This is a genomic window from Agrobacterium sp. RC10-4-1 (genome assembly GCF_014138475.1).
Classification (GTDB): Bacteria; Pseudomonadota; Alphaproteobacteria; order Rhizobiales; family Rhizobiaceae; genus Agrobacterium; species Agrobacterium pusense.
In genome coordinates this window covers 440,432-458,127 of the sequence record NZ_JACJIT010000003.1, presented here as the reverse complement: position 1 = coordinate 458,127, position 17,696 = coordinate 440,432, and the positions used below count along the sequence as shown (strand labels likewise).

General features: G+C 59.0%; 20 protein-coding genes. 9 read left to right on the top strand and 11 right to left on the bottom strand.

The genetic code is table 11. From position 1 onward, the window contains the following. Positions 1-10 precede the first annotated feature (10 nt). Entirely contained in the window at positions 11-886 is an 876-nt protein-coding gene (locus FHW77_RS10815) for a DMT family transporter (protein ID WP_004439316.1), read from the bottom strand. 104 nt (positions 887-990) lie between these two features. On the opposite strand from FHW77_RS10815, the gene FHW77_RS10810 reads away from it, so the two are divergent. Continuing rightward, on the top strand, positions 991-2,433 hold the full coding sequence (locus FHW77_RS10810) for an aminotransferase-like domain-containing protein (protein ID WP_044459963.1): 1,443 nt from the start codon (positions 991-993) through the stop codon (positions 2,431-2,433). A gap of 73 nt (positions 2,434-2,506) precedes the next feature. Continuing rightward, complete coding sequence (locus FHW77_RS10805; protein ID WP_004439319.1) at positions 2,507-2,824, top strand: hypothetical protein; 318 nt, start codon at positions 2,507-2,509, stop codon at positions 2,822-2,824. 77 nt (positions 2,825-2,901) lie between these two features. Here the strand turns inward: FHW77_RS10805 and FHW77_RS10800 are convergent, their stop codons facing one another. Then, positions 2,902-3,360: an Rrf2 family transcriptional regulator gene (locus FHW77_RS10800; protein ID WP_004439321.1), complete on the bottom strand. Its 459-nt coding sequence runs from the start codon at positions 3,358-3,360 to the stop codon at positions 2,902-2,904. 152 nt (positions 3,361-3,512) lie between these two features. Here FHW77_RS10800 and FHW77_RS10795 point away from each other — a divergent pair, with 152 nt between their 5' ends. Beyond that, positions 3,513-4,400, top strand: coding sequence for an NAD(P)/FAD-dependent oxidoreductase (locus FHW77_RS10795; RefSeq protein ID WP_004439323.1), 888 nt, complete (start codon positions 3,513-3,515; stop codon positions 4,398-4,400). Here the strand turns inward: FHW77_RS10795 and FHW77_RS10790 are convergent, their stop codons facing one another. After that, positions 4,401-5,177 carry an AraC family transcriptional regulator gene (locus tag FHW77_RS10790; protein ID WP_034496341.1) on the bottom strand — a complete coding sequence of 259 codons (777 nt, stop codon included), beginning with the start codon at positions 5,175-5,177 and terminating at the stop codon, positions 4,401-4,403. A 94-nt stretch (positions 5,178-5,271) separates the two neighbouring features. Between FHW77_RS10790 and FHW77_RS10785 the strand changes: the two genes are divergently transcribed. Then, entirely contained in the window at positions 5,272-5,679 is a 408-nt protein-coding gene (locus FHW77_RS10785) for a DUF2000 family protein (RefSeq protein ID WP_004439326.1), read from the top strand. A gap of 71 nt (positions 5,680-5,750) precedes the next feature. On the opposite strand, the gene lepA is transcribed toward FHW77_RS10785, so the two are convergent. From lepA to FHW77_RS10770, 3 genes are all read right to left on the bottom strand, one after another. After that, on the bottom strand, positions 5,751-7,577 hold the full coding sequence (lepA, locus tag FHW77_RS10780) for a translation elongation factor 4 (RefSeq protein ID WP_004439328.1): 1,827 nt from the start codon (positions 7,575-7,577) through the stop codon (positions 5,751-5,753). 72 nt (positions 7,578-7,649) lie between these two features. Continuing rightward, positions 7,650-8,519, bottom strand: a complete 870-nt coding sequence (locus tag FHW77_RS10775) for a carbon-nitrogen hydrolase family protein (RefSeq protein WP_044459964.1) — start codon at positions 8,517-8,519, stop codon at positions 7,650-7,652. Next, entirely contained in the window at positions 8,516-9,124 is a 609-nt protein-coding gene (locus FHW77_RS10770; RefSeq protein ID WP_048902643.1) for a GNAT family N-acetyltransferase, read from the bottom strand. The genes FHW77_RS10775 and FHW77_RS10770 overlap by 4 nt, the downstream gene beginning before the upstream one ends. A 72-nt stretch (positions 9,125-9,196) precedes the next feature. On the opposite strand from FHW77_RS10770, the gene FHW77_RS10765 reads away from it, so the two are divergent. The 3 genes from FHW77_RS10765 to FHW77_RS10755 all read left to right on the top strand — a co-directional run bounded on the left by FHW77_RS10765 (position 9,197) and on the right by FHW77_RS10755 (position 10,806). Next, positions 9,197-9,598: a ketosteroid isomerase-related protein gene (locus FHW77_RS10765; RefSeq protein ID WP_022555449.1), complete on the top strand. Its 402-nt coding sequence runs from the start codon at positions 9,197-9,199 to the stop codon at positions 9,596-9,598. Between the two features lie 88 nt (positions 9,599-9,686). Further along, entirely contained in the window at positions 9,687-10,268 is a 582-nt protein-coding gene (locus FHW77_RS10760; RefSeq protein ID WP_004439336.1) for a helix-turn-helix domain-containing protein, read from the top strand. A 19-nt stretch (positions 10,269-10,287) separates the two neighbouring features. After that, positions 10,288-10,806 carry a GNAT family N-acetyltransferase gene (locus FHW77_RS10755; RefSeq protein WP_022555450.1) on the top strand — a complete coding sequence of 173 codons (519 nt, stop codon included), beginning with the start codon at positions 10,288-10,290 and terminating at the stop codon, positions 10,804-10,806. Positions 10,807-10,824: 18 nt separating this feature from the next. Here FHW77_RS10755 and FHW77_RS10750 read toward each other — a convergent pair whose 3' ends face one another. Beyond that, entirely contained in the window at positions 10,825-11,898 is a 1,074-nt protein-coding gene (locus FHW77_RS10750; protein WP_044459976.1) for an alpha/beta hydrolase family protein, read from the bottom strand. A gap of 140 nt (positions 11,899-12,038) precedes the next feature. Between FHW77_RS10750 and FHW77_RS10745 the strand changes: the two genes are divergently transcribed. Further along, positions 12,039-13,133, top strand: a complete 1,095-nt coding sequence (locus tag FHW77_RS10745; RefSeq protein ID WP_044459977.1) for a helix-turn-helix domain-containing protein — start codon at positions 12,039-12,041, stop codon at positions 13,131-13,133. Positions 13,134-13,140: 7 nt separating this feature from the next. Here the strand turns inward: FHW77_RS10745 and FHW77_RS10740 are convergent, their stop codons facing one another. After that, positions 13,141-14,244: a TRAP transporter substrate-binding protein gene (locus tag FHW77_RS10740; RefSeq protein WP_004439343.1), complete on the bottom strand. Its 1,104-nt coding sequence runs from the start codon at positions 14,242-14,244 to the stop codon at positions 13,141-13,143. A gap of 184 nt (positions 14,245-14,428) precedes the next feature. Then, a complete protein-coding gene (locus FHW77_RS10735; protein ID WP_044459978.1) occupies positions 14,429-14,902 on the bottom strand; it encodes a group III truncated hemoglobin in 474 nt (157 codons plus the stop codon). Between the two features lie 140 nt (positions 14,903-15,042). Here FHW77_RS10735 and mbfA point away from each other — a divergent pair, with 140 nt between their 5' ends. Then, entirely contained in the window at positions 15,043-16,026 is a 984-nt protein-coding gene (gene mbfA, locus FHW77_RS10730; RefSeq protein ID WP_006699734.1) for an iron exporter MbfA, read from the top strand. 58 nt (positions 16,027-16,084) lie between these two features. Here mbfA and FHW77_RS10725 read toward each other — a convergent pair whose 3' ends face one another. Further along, positions 16,085-16,699, bottom strand: a complete 615-nt coding sequence (locus tag FHW77_RS10725; protein ID WP_004439350.1) for a transglutaminase-like cysteine peptidase — start codon at positions 16,697-16,699, stop codon at positions 16,085-16,087. A 118-nt stretch (positions 16,700-16,817) separates the two neighbouring features. After that, complete coding sequence (locus FHW77_RS10720; RefSeq protein WP_004439351.1) at positions 16,818-17,606, bottom strand: alpha/beta hydrolase; 789 nt, start codon at positions 17,604-17,606, stop codon at positions 16,818-16,820. Positions 17,607-17,696 lie beyond the last annotated feature (90 nt).

Here is a 17,696-nt window from a genome sequence, read left to right as displayed (position 1 = left end):
ATCGCCCGTGTCAGCGCGCGAATTTTCTGGCGCCCGCGACGCACAGCACCACAACCAGCGTAACGGCAATCATGGCAGGGCTTACCTCTTCGTGCAGCAGGGTTGCGGCAAGCGCGAGGCCGAAGAACGGCTGCAGCAGCTGCAATTGTCCGACTGCCGCAATGCCGCCCTGCGCCAGGCCGCGATACCAGAAGATGAAGCCGATCAGCATGCTGAACAGGGAAACATAGGCAAGGCCGCCCCAAGCTTGGGGATCGATGCCGGCGAGCGTTTGCGGCCCTGTGAAAAACGCGAGCGGCAGCATCACCGGCAGGGAGAGAACCAGCGCCCAGGAAATGACCTGCCAGCCCCCCAGCCTGCGGGAAAGGGCGGCACCCTCTGCATAACCAAGTCCGCAGACGATGATTGCGCCGAGCATCAGGAGATCACCGGTAAGCGAGGCCTCAAGCCCGGTCGAAAATGAATTCCACATCGAAAAGCCCGCCACCAGGGCGCTGCCCGCGCAGGAAAAGAGCCAGAAGGCCGGGCGCGGGCGCTCGCCTCCGCGCAGAACCGCAAAGATTGCGGTGGCCAGCGGCAACAGCCCGACAAAAACAATGGAATGCGCCGAGGTAACGTGTCGGAGGGCAAGCGCCGTCAACAGCGGAAAGCCCACGACAACCCCAAGCGAGACGATGAAGAGCGATGTCAGATCATGGCGCGCCGGGCGCTTTTGCCTGAAAACAAGCAGCAGCACCACCGCCAATAGACCCGCAATGCTGGCGCGGGCCACAGTGAGGAACACGGGATCGAAACCCGTCACCGCAACGCGCGTGGCGGGCAGCGAGCCGCTAAATATCACCACGCCCGTCAGACCGTTCAGCCAGCCGCTTGTCGCCTTGTCCATCGTCATCTCCTGCATTTTGTCCTTCTTCCTCCGGAACTGCTGGCGGCAACAGCGACAGTCATGTACAATTTAAAGAAACTGTTATGGTTGATGTTCCAGTACGGATGGAGAGAGTTGTGGACGGGCGGTTTTCAACCCTCGCGCAGATCGAACCCGGTACGCGCATAGAAAAGGTCATGGCGAGCATTCGCCAGCGCATTGCTTCGCGCAGCCTCGTTCCAGGCGCGCGCCTGCCTTCGGTGCGCGGGCTGGCGAAAGCCATGCACGTTTCCACCTCCACTGTTGTCGAAGCCTATGACCGGCTGGTGGCCGATGGCACGATAAGCTCGCGGCCGGGCTCCGGATTTTTTGTAGCCGGTCCGCTTGCGCCCCTGTCTCTCGCCGATATCGAGCCCCGGCTTGACAGGGCGGTGGACCCGCTATGGGTATCCCGTCAGGCGCTGGACGAAGGGTCCGTCCTTGCCAAGCCCGGTTGCGGCTGGCTTCCCGCGTCCTGGATGCCGGAAGAGGCAATGCGGCGGGCGATCAGGGGGCTTGCGCGCGCGGATGCCGCCCTGCTGACGGATTATGCGAGCCCGATGGGGCTTCTGCCGCTGCGGCAGCTCCTGTCGCGCAGGCTGGCCGATCACGGGGTTCAGGCCGGGGCCAGCCAGATCATGCTGACCGATTCCGGTACCCAGGCAATCGATCTCCTGTGCCGCTTTTTGCTGCAGCCTGGAGATACAGTAATCGTCGACGATCCATGTTATTTCAATTTCCACGCCCTTTTGCGCGCGCACCGCGTCAGGGCCATTGGCGTGCCTTATACACCTACAGGGCCGGACCTGCCTATTTTCGAGCAGGCGCTGAAAGAGCACCGGCCACGGCTCTATATCACCAATTCCGCGATCCATAATCCCACTGGCGCGCGGCTCTCCGCCGTTCATGCCCACCGTTTGTTGATGTTGGCCGAACAGTCGGGACTGACCATCATTGAGGATGATATTTTCGCCGATTTCGAAACTCAGGCCGCCCCGCGTCTGGCGGCCTTCGACGGCCTGAACCGCGTTGTCCAGATCGGTAGTTTTTCAAAAACACTGTCGGCTTCCGTGCGCTGCGGTTTCATAGCAGCGCCCCTGGCGTGGGTGGAAGCGTTGACCGACCTCAAGATCGCCACCGCTTTTGGCGGAGCGCATTTCTCAGCCGCGCTGGTCCTGTCGCTTCTAACGGATGGCAGTTATCGCAAACATGTCGAGGCGCTTCGTCTGCGGCTTGCGGCGGCGATGCCGGAGTCGGCGGCGCGCCTCATCTCACTTGGATGCGTGCCGTGGATCGAACCGCAGGCGGGCATGTTTTTATGGTGCCGCCTGCCGGAAGGCGCGGATGCTGCCGATGTGGCGCGCCGCGCGCTCGCGCAGCAGTTGGTGCTCGCGCCGGGGAATGTGTTCAGTTCCTCGCAGAGCGCGTCCGGTTTCATGCGTTTCAACGTGTCGCAAATGGGTGGTCCACACGTCATGACCGTGCTTGCAGACGCTCTTCGTCAGCCGCCCGTTTCACCTTCGTCCTGACCGCAGGGGCGACTGATCGGAACAAAATCGCGGGAACGTCGTTTTCTCGGCAGAATGAAGAGGAGGAAACACCATGACATTCGATCCCAACAACCCGCGTCCGGACCGCGATCTTCGTCCGGAACTGAATATCAATAACGAACCGCGTGCCCGCACCTCGTCGTCCTGGGTGCCATGGCTGGCAATCATCGTCGTCGTATTGGTGGGCGTCTTCGCCTGGTCGCAGATGAGCGGCCCGACCACCGATCCGGCCACGACGTCGTCCACTACGCCACCCGCTGCGACGGACCAGGCGCCGGCACCGATGGCACCGACTACCCCGGCAACGCCGCCGGCAAATAACGCCGCCCCGGCAAGTCCGAACACGGGTGGAACCCAGACCCAGCCTTAATGGCTGACTGGACATGATGAAGCCGCCTGCTTCCGAGCAGGCGGTTTTTTCGATTGAGCAATCGCTGGTTTGCTCGCTCAGAGCTGGTCCATGGCGGAAGGATGATTGGAGACTTTTGACCAGCGGGTGATCGATTCTGCCGCCAGCGCCGAAAGCGTAATATTTCCGAAGCGGGATAACAAAATGCTCTCCGCCTCGGTCATGGCCTCGAAAAGTGCAGCATTGACTGCCTGTTCAATAACACAATCCGGATTGTCACCTGCCAGCCCGATAGAGAACAGTCCGGGTGCGCCAAGCGCTCTGTAGATATCGAGTAATGTAATCTCATCGAGTGGGCGCGCCAGAACCCATCCTCCGCCATGTCCTTTTTCCGAAGAAACATATCCCTGCTCGCGCAGGCCCGCCATCGTCCTGCGCACCACCACCGGATTGGTCTGCAACATGGCTGCGATACTTTCCGAAGTCGCCGCGCCCTCGTGTTTTTCCATATGGATCAGAATATGCAGCACCCGGGAAAGTCGCGTGTCGTGTCTCATTGTTGAAGCCCGCCTGTTTGCATTCACGCTTACCACCCTCCGGCTGACGTAACAATATAAGTTGCATGACCATTGACTCGATCTTTCATGTAACAGTATAAGTAGCATGATATGGACCGCGGTTACGGTCGGTCTCAAACTATGGGTGCATCATGAAATTCGACGTGATCATAATAGGCGGCAGTTACGCCGGGTTATCCGCCGCCCTGCAGCTGGGCCGCGCAAGGAAGCGGGTTCTGGTGGTGGACGCAGGCGAAAGACGAAATCGCTTTGCCAGCCACTCCCATGGTTTTCTTGGGCAGGACGGCAAGGCGCCCGGCGAGATCGTGAGCGAGGCACGTAGCCAGATCGAGCGCTACCCGACGATCGAGTGGGCGCGGGGGAGGGTAACGGATGCGGAAGGGACTTTTGGTGACTTTGAGGTTGAAATCGATGGCGGTCGCCGTGAAAGCGGCGCCCGTCTCATTCTCGCCATGGGCGTCACCGACGAACTTCCGGATATAGCCGGGCTGAAGGACCGCTGGGGGTCCTCTGTTTTCCACTGCCCTTATTGCCATGGCTACGAACTGGATCAGGGAAAGATCGGCGTTATCGCGGCTTCACCTCTGGCCATACATCATGCACTGATGCTCCCGGACTGGGGGGAGACGACCTTCTTTACCAATGGCGTCTTCGAGCCGGATGCTGATCAGGATGCGCTTCTGTCTGCTCGCGGGGTCCATGTGGAAAAAACGCATATCCGGGAAATCGCCGGACATGCGGATATCGCTCTGGTGGATGGGCGTAATGTTGCACTGGCGGGCCTTTTCACCCAGCCGAAATTGCGTATCGCCTCAGACTGGGTAAAAAAACTTGGCTGCGCCATCGAGGAAGGACCGATGGGATCGACCGTCGTTACCGATCCGATGAAACAGACCACCATTGCCGGCATATTTGCCTGCGGCGATGTGGCAAGGGCTGCCGGCTCTGTCGCCCTTTCGGTTGGCGACGGCGCAATGGCCGGTGCGGCGGCGCATCGGTCGATCCTGTTTCCGCAATGATCAGTGTGAAACGAGGTTGAGCCAGCGCCCCGGTGGCATGCCGAAGGCATTTTTGAAATGCCGCGTGAAATGTGCCTGATCCGCGAACCCGCAGGCGAAGGCTGTTTCCGCAAGGCTGCCACCGGCCCGCATCATCTCCTTGCATTTTTCCAACCGCCGCATGATGAGATAACGGTGCGGGCTCGTTCCGAACAGGAAACGGAAATGCCGAAAAAGCGTAAAGCGGTCGAGCCCGCTTATCTCTTCCAGCTCTTCCGACCCCACGGTTGCGGCGCTGTTCTCCAGCAGGTAATTCCTGCACCGCAGGACGGCCGCCCTGTCAACTCGCTTGATATTCCCAGTTCTTTCATTCGAATGTTTGCAGAGCAGATCCGCAAGTCGCGCCTGCCAGTCTGTCACAAGTAGATTGTCCGGCTCGCTTTCGAGGTTGGCAAGCACTTCGATCAGGCATAGGCGAAAGGCCTCGTCCTCGATAACGGGATGTTTGGAAAAAGGCAGCGACTTATGTCCTGCCTGCATCATCTTTTCAGGCGGAAGGTAAAGCATGCGGTAGCGCAGGCCCTCATCCGTGCCGGCGCCGCCATCGTGAACTTCGTCGGGATGCAGCACGATCACATTTCCGGGCATGCTGAAATGCGATGCGCCACGATAGGAAAAGGTCTGAACGCCTGAGAGCGTAACGCCCAGCGCATAGGTATCATGCCGGTGCGGCGCGTAAGCATTACCGTGAAAGCGCGCTTCTATGCGCTCGAAACCGTCGCTCGCGGGGGCCTGCACGATGCCCTCGAATTTGCACGAACGTTCAAGATCGGTGGCATGCAGAGGTTGTAGGATTGCTTCTCCTTCGTAACCACAGCCAGATTGAGTTCGCATGTTTGATACCAAGATCGCCGTCGTCCTTCGTGACGACCTTGCCGTTTGGCAAAAATTGAACGTCACCGCATTTCTCATGTCCGGGATCGTAGCTCAGACCGGAGAGATCATCGGGGAACCATACCGCGACGGGGCGGGGAACGTCTACAATCCTCTGTCTGTCCAGCCGATTGTCGTGATGGCCGCGGATCAGGAGGCATTGCGCAAAATCCATCAGCGTTCTCTTGAACGTGATGTCACGACATCGCTTTATATCGAGGAAATGTTCTCCACCGGACACGACGCGGCGAACCGTCAGGTCTTCTCGGAATTTTCTCCGGAAACCGCAAAGGTTGTCGGAATGGCGCTTAGAGCCGATAAGAAAATTGTCGACAAGATTACAAAAGGCGCGAAGCTGCACGCCTGAGAACGGTGTTTTTGAAAGGAAAAGGGAGGCCGCAAGCCTCCCTTTCAAAAGCAATCGCGGTACTTCGCCGCTTATTCGTCGTTCATCTTCAGCGCGGCGATAAAGGCTTCCTGCGGAATTTCCACCTTGCCGAACTGGCGCATGCGCTTTTTGCCTTCCTTCTGCTTGTCCAGAAGTTTGCGCTTGCGTGTGGCGTCGCCGCCGTAGCACTTCGCCGTTACATCCTTGCGCAACGCGCGCACGGTTTCGCGGGCGATGACCTTGCCGCCGATGGCGGCCTGGATCGGGATCTGGAACATGTGCGGCGGAATGAGTTCCTTCAGCTTTTCGCACATGCCGCGCCCGCGCCGGTCGGCCGCCGAGCGGTGGACCAGCATGGAAAGCGCATCGACGGGATCGCCATTGACGAGGATCGACATCTTGACGAGATCGCCTTCGCGATAGTCGATGATGTTGTAGTCGAACGAGGCATAACCCTTGGAGATCGATTTCAGACGGTCGTAGAAATCGAACACCACTTCGTTGAGCGGCAATTCATAGGTGATCATCGCGCGGTTGCCGACATAAGTCAGCTCGGTTTGCAGTCCACGCCGGTCCTGACAGAGTTTCAGGATGCCGCCGAGATATTCATCCGGCGTCATGATCGTGGCCTTGATCCAGGGCTCGCGGATTTCCTTGATCTTCACCACGTCGGGCATGTCCGCCGGGTTGTGAAGTTCCTTTTCCGTGCCATCCGTCAGCGTCATTTCATAAACGACCGAAGGCGCTGTCGCGACGAGATCGAGATTGAATTCGCGCTCGAGGCGTTCCTGAATGATTTCGAGATGGAGCAGGCCCAGGAAGCCGCAGCGGAAACCGAAGCCGAGAGCGGCAGACGATTCCATTTCGAAGGAGAAGGAGGCGTCGTTAAGGCGAAGCTTGCCCACCGCCGCGCGCAAATCTTCGAAGTCGGCCGCATCGACCGGGAAGAGGCCGCAGAACACCACGGGCTGCGCGGGCTTGAAGCCGGGCAGGGCCTGCGCCGTCGGACGTTTGTCGTCGGTGATGGTATCGCCAACGCGTGTATCGGCCACCTCCTTGATCGAGGCGGTGATGAAGCCGATCTCGCCGGGGCCGAGACTATCGACATTGACCATCTTCGGGGTCAGGACACCGACGCGCTCGATGCCGTATTTCGCGCCCGAACCCATCATGCGGATCTGCTGGCCCTTGCTCAGCACGCCGTCAATGACGCGCACCAGAACCATGACGCCGAGATAGGTGTCGTACCAGCTGTCAACAAGCAGCGCTTTCAGCGGCCCGTTTTCGCCGACATCGCTCTTCGGCGGCGGCAGGCGGTGGACGATGGCTTCCAGAACATCGGGAATGCCAAGACCTGTCTTGGCGGAAATCATCACGGCGTCGGAAGCGTCGATGCCAATGACTTCCTCGATCTGTTCCTTGATGCGGTCGGGTTCGGCCGCCGGCAGGTCGATCTTGTTAAGAACCGTGACCAGCTCATGATTATTGTCGATTGCCTGATAGACATTGGCGAGCGTCTGGGCTTCCACGCCCTGCGAAGCGTCGACCACCAGCAGCGAACCTTCGCATGCCGAAAGCGAGCGGGAGACTTCATAGGCAAAGTCGACGTGGCCGGGCGTGTCGATAAGATTAAGCACATAGGTCTCGCCGTTATTCGCCTTGTAATGCAGGCGCACGGTCTGAGCCTTGATCGTGATGCCGCGCTCGCGCTCGATATCCATCGAATCGAGCACCTGTTCCGACATGTCGCGTTCGGCGAGGCCGCCTGTCGACTGGATCAACCGGTCGGCCAGCGTCGATTTGCCGTGATCGATGTGGGCAACGATTGAAAAGTTGCGGATATGGTCCAGGGGCGTACGGGTCGAATTTGTGCTCATGTTCCGCGCTATAGCAGGGGCTTGTCATGCCGCAAAGCGGGAATTTGGTTAAAAGCCCTTTAAAATGGGCTTTCAGACCGCAAATTGCTCCGGCCAGTCACGGCGGGTGGCCACCTGTCCTTCGGTGCGCAGCCTTGCCACTGCGGCAAGATCGATATCGGCGATCAAAAGGCTGCTTTGCGTCACCGCATCACTTTCGCTTTCCGCGACGATGCCGGATGCTGGCATGCCGTAGTCCGACGGCACGTAAAGGGCAGCGCGACCACGATTTTCATCGACGGCCGGGGACCATGGCGCTTCCCCGGCGGTGGGCGATGACAGGACGGCATACTGGTTTTCCAGCGCCCGCGCCTGCGCGCCGATGCGGACCCGATAGGCACCCGCGAGGGTATCGGTGCAACTGGGCGCGAGGACCAGTTCGACGCCGAGTTCCGCCAGCCTGCGGCCAAGCATCGGGAACTCGTTGTCGTAACAGATGAGAATGCCCAGCCTGCCGATCTGCGTATTAAACGCTTTAAGGCCCTCGACGCCGGCATGGATGTTCCATTGCTCCCGTTCGAAGCGGGTCATGATCTGCTTGTCCTGATAACCGATCAGGCCATCCGGACCGAAAAGCCACGCGCGATTGCGGAATTTGCCGTCCGGGTCCTTCACAGGCGCGCTGCCGGGCTGGAACAGAATTTGATGTTGCCGCGCCAGCTCCTCGCATAGCTCTACCCAGGAGGGGATCATCGGCTGTATCTCTTCGATGGAACGGTGCAGATCAGAACGGATGTCGGGTGGCAACTGACCGGTCAGCGTCATAGCCGAATATTCCGGCAGCAGCAGCAGTTCTGCGCCCTCGCTCTTGGCCTCGCGGACAACGGCGGACAGATGGGCGGTATAGGCCTCCCATGTCTCGATCAGCTCGATGGCATATTGGCTGGCGGCGAGGCGTGTCATGTGTCTCCATCTCCGGCAAGGATGGTCTTCATCCAGAATGACAGGGGTTTGGGGCTCTCGGTGCTTTCGTCGAGGTCCTGCCAGATGAAGCTTGTATGCAGCTCGGGGTGGTGGCGATAACCGCGCTTTTCCCAGAAGGCATTGAGCGGCACGTAATCCGTCGGCCGGCGGGGATGGTCGGCAGGCCGCTCGACAGCGCAGAAGGTGCACTGGTTGAAGCCGAGCCGCTTTGCATGTGCCTCCCGCTCCTCGAAGAAGCGCACGCCGACGCCGTGGCCGCGATAGCCGGGAAGCAGCACGCTTTCACCGAAGTAGAATATCCGGTCCGGATCGTAGCCCGCTTCCACGAATGGCGTTTTCACCTCGTCGGTTTCGGCGGCCATCGGCATGCCGGTGGACATGCCGACCACTCTGCCGTCATCGAGCGCCAGCACGAAGATCGCCCCGTCCGTATCGGCATAGGTCGCAAGATATTTGCGCTCATACTCCAGCGAGCCGTCATAGAGATACGGAAAGGCGCGAAACACCTCGATCCGCAGGCGCGCGAGGTCATCGAAATAAGGTGTGGCGTCAATGCCGGAAAGAGACTTGATTTCGACGGTCATGGGCATTTTCACTCTCGGTTGCACTGGTTATACCGTCATGGAACACCCGCGCAAGCATGAACGGAGAAGACGATGACCGCTGCCGAGACCATCCGCGCCTATTACGATGCCTTCAACCGTCAGGATATGGCTGCCTTCCTGGCGCTGCTTCACGATGAGGTGGTGCATGACATTAATCAGGGCGAGCGCCAGACCGGCAAGGCCGCCTTTGCCTCCTTCATGGATCATATGAACCGCTGCTATAAGGAAAACCTTACCGATATGGTGATCATGGCGAGCGAGGATGGAAAGCGCGCGTCTGCCGAATTCATTGTCAATGGCGAATATCTCAAGACTGACGAGGGGTTGCCCGAGGCGAACGGTCAGACATATGTGCTGCCGGCCGGCGCCTTTTTTGACCTGAAAGATGGAAAGGTTAGTCGAGTAACGAACTACTATAATCTGAATGACTGGATTTCCCAGGTCGGCGCCTGACGCCTATTTGCCGTAAGCACCCGGCGGAAAAATGACAATTTCCACTATGAAGGATATTGACTCCATCATGTGAGAGTGAAATTCTCATATGATGGAAAACGAAGATCACATTCTCGAACGCTCGATCGGCGAGCGTATCAAAACGTTGCGGGCTGAAAGCGGCCTGACGCTGGACAGGCTTGCATCCGAATCGGGCGTCAGCCGCGCCATGATTTCCCGTATTGAAAGGGGAGAGGCGAGCCCCACCGCGTCGCTGCTCGCCCGCATCTGCGCGGCATTTGGCCTGTCGCTCTCCGGTTTCTTCGCCGAAAATGAAGAGACCGTTTCTCCGCTGGTGAGAAAGCGCGACCAGCAGCTCTGGAAAGATCCCGAGACAGGCTATGTCCGCCGCGCCATTTCCCCGCCGCGTGTGGGATCGGATGTCGATATTGTCGAAGTCGAATTTCCAGCCGGCGCGCGCGTCGGTTTTCCGCCGCATGCGGCAAGCCGGGGCATGACGCAATATGTCTGGCTTTTCGAAGGCGTGCTGGAAATGACGAGCGGCGGAAACGTTCACCGGCTGGAGCCGGGCGATTGCCTTTTCATGCCGGTCGGAGAAGGGCACGTCTTCCACAATCCTTCCGAAAAACCTGCCCGTTATGCCGTTGTGCTGGATCAAAGACAGCGCTGATTTCCCCACAGGAGTTTTTATGACCATCATCCGCATGTTGAACGGGCAAGAGACCATCGATGCCCTGCCAGAACTCTGCGAAGTCCTCGCCGCCTGCGTGAACGGCGGCGCCTCCGTCGGCTTCATGTTGCCCTTTTCCCCGCAGGATGCCGAACCCTTCTGGCGATCCGTGGCTGAAGCGGCAGGTCAGGGTGCGACTATTCATGTGGTAGCGGAAGTGGATGGCAAGGTGGTCGGCACCGTGCAGGTCGGCCTTGCCTCAAAGCCCAATCAGCCGCATCGCGGCGATCTGATGAAACTTCTCGTGCACCCATCCGCCCGAGGCCTTGGCGTCGCTCGCAAGCTCATGCAAAGGGTGGAGGAGGAAGCGGCAAAACGTGGCCGTACCCTTCTGGTTCTGGATACGGCAACTGGCAGCGATGCCGAGGCGATTTATCCCCGTCTCGGCTGGGAACGGGTCGGCGTCATTCCGGATTACGCCCTGTTTCCGGATGGACGCTTTTGCAGCACGACCCTGTTCTATAAGCGGATCGGCTAGGCCTTTGAGACTGCAGCCTCACTGGCCCGGCTTCAGCGTGCGGTTGAAAGCTGTAAGGATCATCGTCTCCAATTGTGCGTGAATATCCGCGCGGTCTCGTGGTCCGGCCGGTTCGCAGATCGGATCACGCTCGCCGATGGATTTGAGAAATGCATCGGCATCCGGTTTGCAGAGGGGCAGGAAGCTGAAATGGTTGGCGTCGTCCACCCGCAGATAGGTCGCGCCGGGCACGTCGTCTGCGAGTTTATCCGCAAGCACGGCCGGCGGAATTTTACCTTTGCTGCCGAGATTGATGAAGGTCAGCGGAATATCGATCGCTTTCAGGCTCTCCGGTTTGAAAGCCAGCGCCAGGCCGGGATCGATCAGCACGGCGGAGCGAATGCGGGGATCGCGGTTCTGCTGCTCAAAACGGGCCTTGTCGAGGGTTTTGATATCCAGCTTCGGAACGCTGACCGGCTCGCCATTGAGGTAACCCCGGCCGCCGGCGAACCACTGGCAATCCATCATCGAAGAATAGTCCTCGCAATAGCGGGCATAGGCATCGAGATCGGCGCGCGCACCCGCAATCTCCATCGCCGCGCTGCCGCCCAGCGAGAAGCCGAGAACACCGATCCTCTTCGTGTCGATCGCATTCGACCACTTGCCTTCTGCCGTCATGACAGTAATGATCGTTGAGAGATCGTCCGTTCGCTCCCAGATTTTCGGCGTATCGGCGGGCGTGGAATCGCCGCTGGTGGTCCCGGGATGGTTGGTGCCGGCGACGATGAAACCCTCGCTCGCAAGCTTCGCGGCGATCCATGCCATGCCGGACACTCTTGAACCCGAGCCGTGGGACAGAAGCACGAGCGGCAAACGGCCCGTTTTCACCGCACCATCCTTGAACACGGGCGTGCCCTGAAAAATTCGGTCCTCGCCGGAAGGCGCCTGTGTGCCCTTTCCGTCAGATGGATACCAGACGGTGAGAGCAAGGTCTTTGCCGCGAGCTGGCGAATGGACGGTAGTTTCGCTGATGCCGACGGCGTCCGACGCAAAAACCGGTTGAGTGACGAAAGCGGAAAATAACATGGTCGCTATGGTGGTGACAGGGCGCATGAAAACCTCGTGTGTTTGGGAAGAACGGTGCTCAATCTGCGCCGCCACGTATTTTTTGCGTCCTTGATCGCGTTAAAGGTCGTACCGAAACGCGATCTGGTCCATGAAGTGCGACAAGGTTTCGCTCCGGGATGGTTATCGTGCTTTTCATTCCCCTGCCTTTCGTCGTGGCGCTGTTGTTGTTGGTCATGTTCATCGTCTTCTTTCGAAGCGGAGACGATGTGCGGACAAACCGCGTATTTTTGGCGCTTATCGCCCTTTGCGCCGTGCAGTCTGTGCTCGTCGGCCTGCGCTGGGGATATGGGGTGAGTCTGGTGCGATACGTGCTGCCGGTTTTGGCCGCCTGCTTGCCACCACTTGTGTACATTGCCTTTCGCGGCCTGATGAAGTTGGGGCCGGAAAGCAGAAGGGCCATGCTGGCAAGCCTCGCCCTGTCCCCTCTGCTGATCATTCTTCTGGAATTCACATTCCCGGTCGCTATCGATCTTGGCCTGATTGCCCTCTTCGTTGGCCATGCCACCGCTCTGCTGTTACTCGGAAGAAAAGGGCCTGACGGGCTGGACGAGGCACAATTCGCCAGCGTCGCTTCGGCACACAAGGCGCTCATCATCGCTGCTGCGGCGCTGTGCGTTTCCGCGATGTTCGATCTTCTGGTGTTTCTCGATTTCGAATGGGCACATGGCGAGAACGTCGCGGCGCTCGTCAGCAACGCCAATCTTTTCGGCCTGTTGCTGATCGGGCTGATGGCGGCCATGGCCGGGAAAAGCAAGGCGTCGCAAGCGGCCGCGGAGCCGCCGGCAGAGGTGCCGCCTCCTTCGGAACCATCACAACAGGACCGCGAGATTGTTGCGGGCCTCGATCGCCTGATGACGTCGCAGGCGCTCTACCGCGACGAAAATCTCAACCTGTCGCGCCTAGCAAGACGCCTCGGCCTGCCGAGCCGGCAGATTTCGGGTGCGATCAATCGTTCGCTTGGCGTCAACGTCTCGCAATATGTCAACCAGCTGCGCATCCGCGAAGCCTGCCGGTTGCTGGAGGAGACGGAGCAATCGGTGACATCGATCATGTTTTCTTCCGGCTTTCAGACCAAGTCCAACTTCAACCGGGAATTTCGCCGCGTCACCGGCATGAGCCCGGTCGACTGGCGGGAACGGCAGGTTTGGAAACTGGTCTCCCCCAACAAAACGGCCACCCGGCAGATGCCGGATGACCGTCTGAAGATCGTCGGGAAATGATTGTCGATCAGAGCGTGCCGTTACGCTGCTGGATCATCATGTAGGTGTCATAGGTGTATTCGGCGATCTGTGCCCAGAGATAGGCATCCTTCTTGAAGGCCTGCTGGCTCTCGTAGATTTTCTTGAAGCTCTCGTTCTTGGCCGAAATCTCCGCGTAGGTTTCCTGCGCCGCCTTGTGGCAGACATCGAGGATTTCCTGGCTGAAGGGGCGCAGGATCGCGCCCTGCGCTACCAATTCCTTCAGCGCCTTCGGATTGCGTGCATCGTAGCGTTCCAGCATGCTGGCGCTGCCCGCGGCGCAGGCGTCTTTCAGGATGCGCTTGTAGTTTTCCGGCAGTTCGTTGAACTTCTGCAGGTTGACGAAGGCATGAACGGCCGGGCCGCCTTCCCACCATGCGGGGTAATAGTAATATTTCGCGACCTTGTAGAAGCCGAGCTTCTGGTCATCATAGGGGCCGACGAACTCGGTGGCGTCGATCGTGCCCTTTTCGAGCGCGGCGTAGACATCGCCGCCGGCGATCTGCTGCGGCGTCACGCCAACCTTCTGCATCACCTGGCCGGTAAGGCCGGCGATACGCATCTTCAGACCCTTGAGGTCGTCGATGGTGTTGATTTCCTTGCGGAACCAGCCGCCCATCTGGGCACCGGTGTTGCCGAGCAGGATCGAGTAGATATTGTGCTGGGCAAGGAACTCATTGAGCAGCTCGTTGCCGCCGGCCTGGTTGAACCAGGCATTCGTCTGGCGCGCATTGAGGCCGAAGGGAACCGAGGTCCCGAGCGCGAAGGTCGGGTCCTTGCCAACATAATAATAGGCGCATGTATGCGCCATTTCGACGGTTCCGGCTGTCACCGCGTCCGCGGCCTGCAGGGCCGGCACGATCTCGCCGCCCGCGAAATGCTGAATGACGAAATTGCCGCCGGAAGCTTCCTTGACGTGATCGGCGACGATCTGGCCCGCGCCGAACAGAATGTCGAGGCCCTTGGTGAAGGACGACGTCATGCGCCAGGTAATCTTGGGATTTTCTTGTGCGATGGCCGGAGCGGCCAGAGCCGTTGCGGTAACACCGGCGCCCACGGCGCCAGCCTTGCGGATAAATGATCTGCGATCCATGTCGATAAGCCCTGCTATGCTTCATATTACAGGCGAACCGCACGGTACGCCTCCCGCCGGCTACTAAACATTTATCCTTGCGGCCATCAAGAGGGAATGTTCGAAACCTGCGCGCTCCTGCGCGGCGCTTCGTCATAGTTCCAAATCTGCAATCAGGTGCCGTACCCAGGCCCGCGCCTTGCGGCTAAGACGACGATCGCGTCAACGCGGGATCATCGAGCGCCGGATTGTAAAAGAGCGAGAGCGTCAGGCTTCTGGCGATGCGTTCAGCGGTTTCCATAAACCAGTCGTGCGCCTCTCTGCCCGGTGCAATGTCATCGAGTGTGGCGGAAAACAGCGCAAGCCATTGGGGGAAAAGCTCGGCGGTCATGCCTTTTACGCCAAGATGGGCTTGGACCGGCTTGCCGCCATAGCCGCCATTCTTGAACGCGACGGCCGCCCAGAACTGCTTCATCCTGGCCATATGTTCCGGCCAGCGGCCTGCAAGCCGCGCATCGAAAACGGGCCCGAGCGCGGGGTGCTTCAGCACGCGACCGTAAAATGTTTCCACCAGCAGATCGATGAAACGGGCATCCACACCGATAGCCGCCATCGCTTTTTCTGCCCTGTCCTGAATTTCTGCGCTGTGGGCGGCTCTTGCCGCGGCTGGGTTCTGCATCATCGATCCTTTCCCAACGAATTTACGCCGCTGCGCTGCCATCGGCAATGCGGCGCTTTGACTGATTAGAATTATTCTAAGATGGCTTGATCGCGGGGTGATGCGGATGTATTTAGAATTATTCTAAAAAGGTTTCAGCCATGTTCCACAGTCTTTTCTCGCTTTCCAAACGTCCCTTTTCCTCCCTCAGCGAACAGGAAATCCTGGCGCTCGCCATCTCGTCGGAAGAAGATGACTCTCGCATCTACCGCTCCTATGCCGATCACCTGCGCGCGCAATATCCTCAATCGGCGAAGGTTTTTGACGACATGGCCGAGGTCGAGCAGCAGCATCGAAACGTGTTGATCGACATGCATCGCCGCCGCTTCGGAGAAACCATACCGTTGATACGCCGGGAACATGTGCGTGGTTTCTACGAACGCACACCGGACTGGCTGGTGAAGAATCTCTCACTGGAAAAAATTCGCGCCCAGGCGGAATTGATGGAAGCGCAGGCAATCCGTTTTTATGACGAAGCCGTCAAGCGCACCACGGATGCCTCGACGCGCAAGTTGCTCGGTGATCTGGCGGAGGCAGAGCGCGGCCACGAGGATATCGCGCATATGCTCGAGGAAAAACATCTCGATGAAAACGGCAGAACGGAAGAAGAGGAGACCGCCAAGCGTCAGTTCCTCCTGACCTATGTGCAGCCGGGTCTCGCCGGGCTTATGGACGGTTCCGTGTCGACGCTGGCGCCAATCTTTGCAGCGGCCTTTGCCACACAGGATACCTGGCAGACCTTCCTCATCGGTCTTTCCGCCTCCGTCGGCGCGGGCATCTCCATGGGGTTTACGGAAGCCGCTCATGATGACGGCAAGCTTTCCGGTCGAGGCTCGCCACTGAAGCGCGGCCTGGCATCGGGCATCATGACGGCCATTGGCGGCCTCGGCCACGCGCTGCCCTATCTCATCCCGCATTTCTGGACAGCCACGGCTATTGCCGCGATCGTTGTTTTCGTGGAACTCTGGGCTATCGCCTTCATTCAGAACCGCTTCATGGAAACGCCATTCCTGCGCGCCGTCTTTCAGGTGGTCCTCGGTGGCTCATTGGTGCTGGCGGCCGGCATTATCATCGGCAATGGCTAATAGGCAAAAGCCCGCGGCGCGTGCCGCGGGCTTTTCGATATAATCGATTTCATGCAGATCAGCGCAACGCGCCGACCAGAACGTCCCGACCATCCTCGATGGAAACCCAGCGGCCCGTATTAAAGGACGCCTGCCGCTTCAGATAGGTGTAGTTTGTGTCGGTCCAGAGCTTCACGTCGTCGGTGAGATTATCGAGAATATAGTCGCCATCCGTGGTGCGAAGGGTAAGCACCGCATGACCTTCACCATCAGGCTTGCGAACGACTGTTATCAGCAGGTCGGCCACGGAAAATCCGCGCTCGATCAGCTTCTTGCGCTTCAGCAGTACGAAATCTTCGCAATCGCCGGCGGTTGTCGGGTATTCCCAGACCTCGTCCTTGCCATAGATTTCCTGGTCGGTCATCGCCACGATGGTCGTGTTGACGGAGGTGTTGACCTCGCGAATGACGCCCCAGCCATAGTCGGTGACGCGTGGCGGCGGCGTCGCCTTGCTGCGAATGTTGCACTCGTCAGCATATTTCTGACAGAACTCGTAATGGCCGATCGGCTGGGAGGTGATCCCGCCCGTCACCATGGAAGGGCTTCCCTTGGTTTCCGCCATGGCGGAGGCAGCAGTCATTAGCCCGGCGGCAACTGCAGACAGCAGCGCACGCGCCAGCGGTGCGTTCATCATGAAACCCGTCCCTTAATTCTTAATGAAAAGTTAAGAGGGTTGGGGGGCAGGAGTCAATCTTTAGCAATCAATGGCGCGCAAGACTCGTTGAATATGGTTAAGAGCGTTGCGGAAATGCCTATGTTGCAAGGGCTCTCACCGCCGTGAGCATCCTTTCAATGTCCTGTGGCCGGGAGAGCCGGTGGTCGCCGTCGCGGATCAACGTCAGAACCACGTCGTCCGCTGGCAGGTGTTCCAGAAGTTTCAGCGCGTGTTGATAGGGCACGTCGGGATCGCGCATGCCCTGCAGGATGTGAACGGGGCAACCGGTGGTGATGATGCCCTGCAACACGCGGTTCTGCCGGCCGTCTTCCATGAGCGCGCGGGTGAAGATGTTGGGCTCAGGACTGTATTCCGAGTGCTCCTCGAAATATCCCCTCTCCAGCAGCGATGTCTTTTCTGCCTCCGTCAGGCTGGGCTCTATCAGTTCCGCCGTGAAATCAGGCGCAGGCGCGATGAGGATCAGGCCTGCGACGGTTGGGGTGCCACCTGTCTTGCGTAGTTCCTCAACCATGCGCAAGGCGATCCATCCGCCCATCGAAGAGCCGACGAGAATGACGCTCGACGGCGCCTTTGCACGCACTACGGCGAGTGCCTCTTCCAGCCATCGGGAGATCGTGCCTTTTTTGAAATCTCCGCCGGACGCGCCGTGGCCGGAATAGTCGAACCGAAGGCACGCAAGGCCGTTTTCCGCTGCAAAGCGATCCAGTTCGACCGCCTTTGTTCCGGTCATGTCTGAACGATAGCCGCCGAGCCACACCAGCATGGGTTCGCTTTTGCCGGAAATCGCCGGACGATGGAGAATGGCAATCTCGCGGCTGTCGTTATCGGGACCTACGCGCAGGAATTCGGCGGCTTGTTCGCTCATGTATATGCAATTCTCCTGATTTTAGTGCAACAACGGCGGCGTATTTGCAAAAACCGTGACAACAGGTGATCTTTTCGGGCAGATATGCTA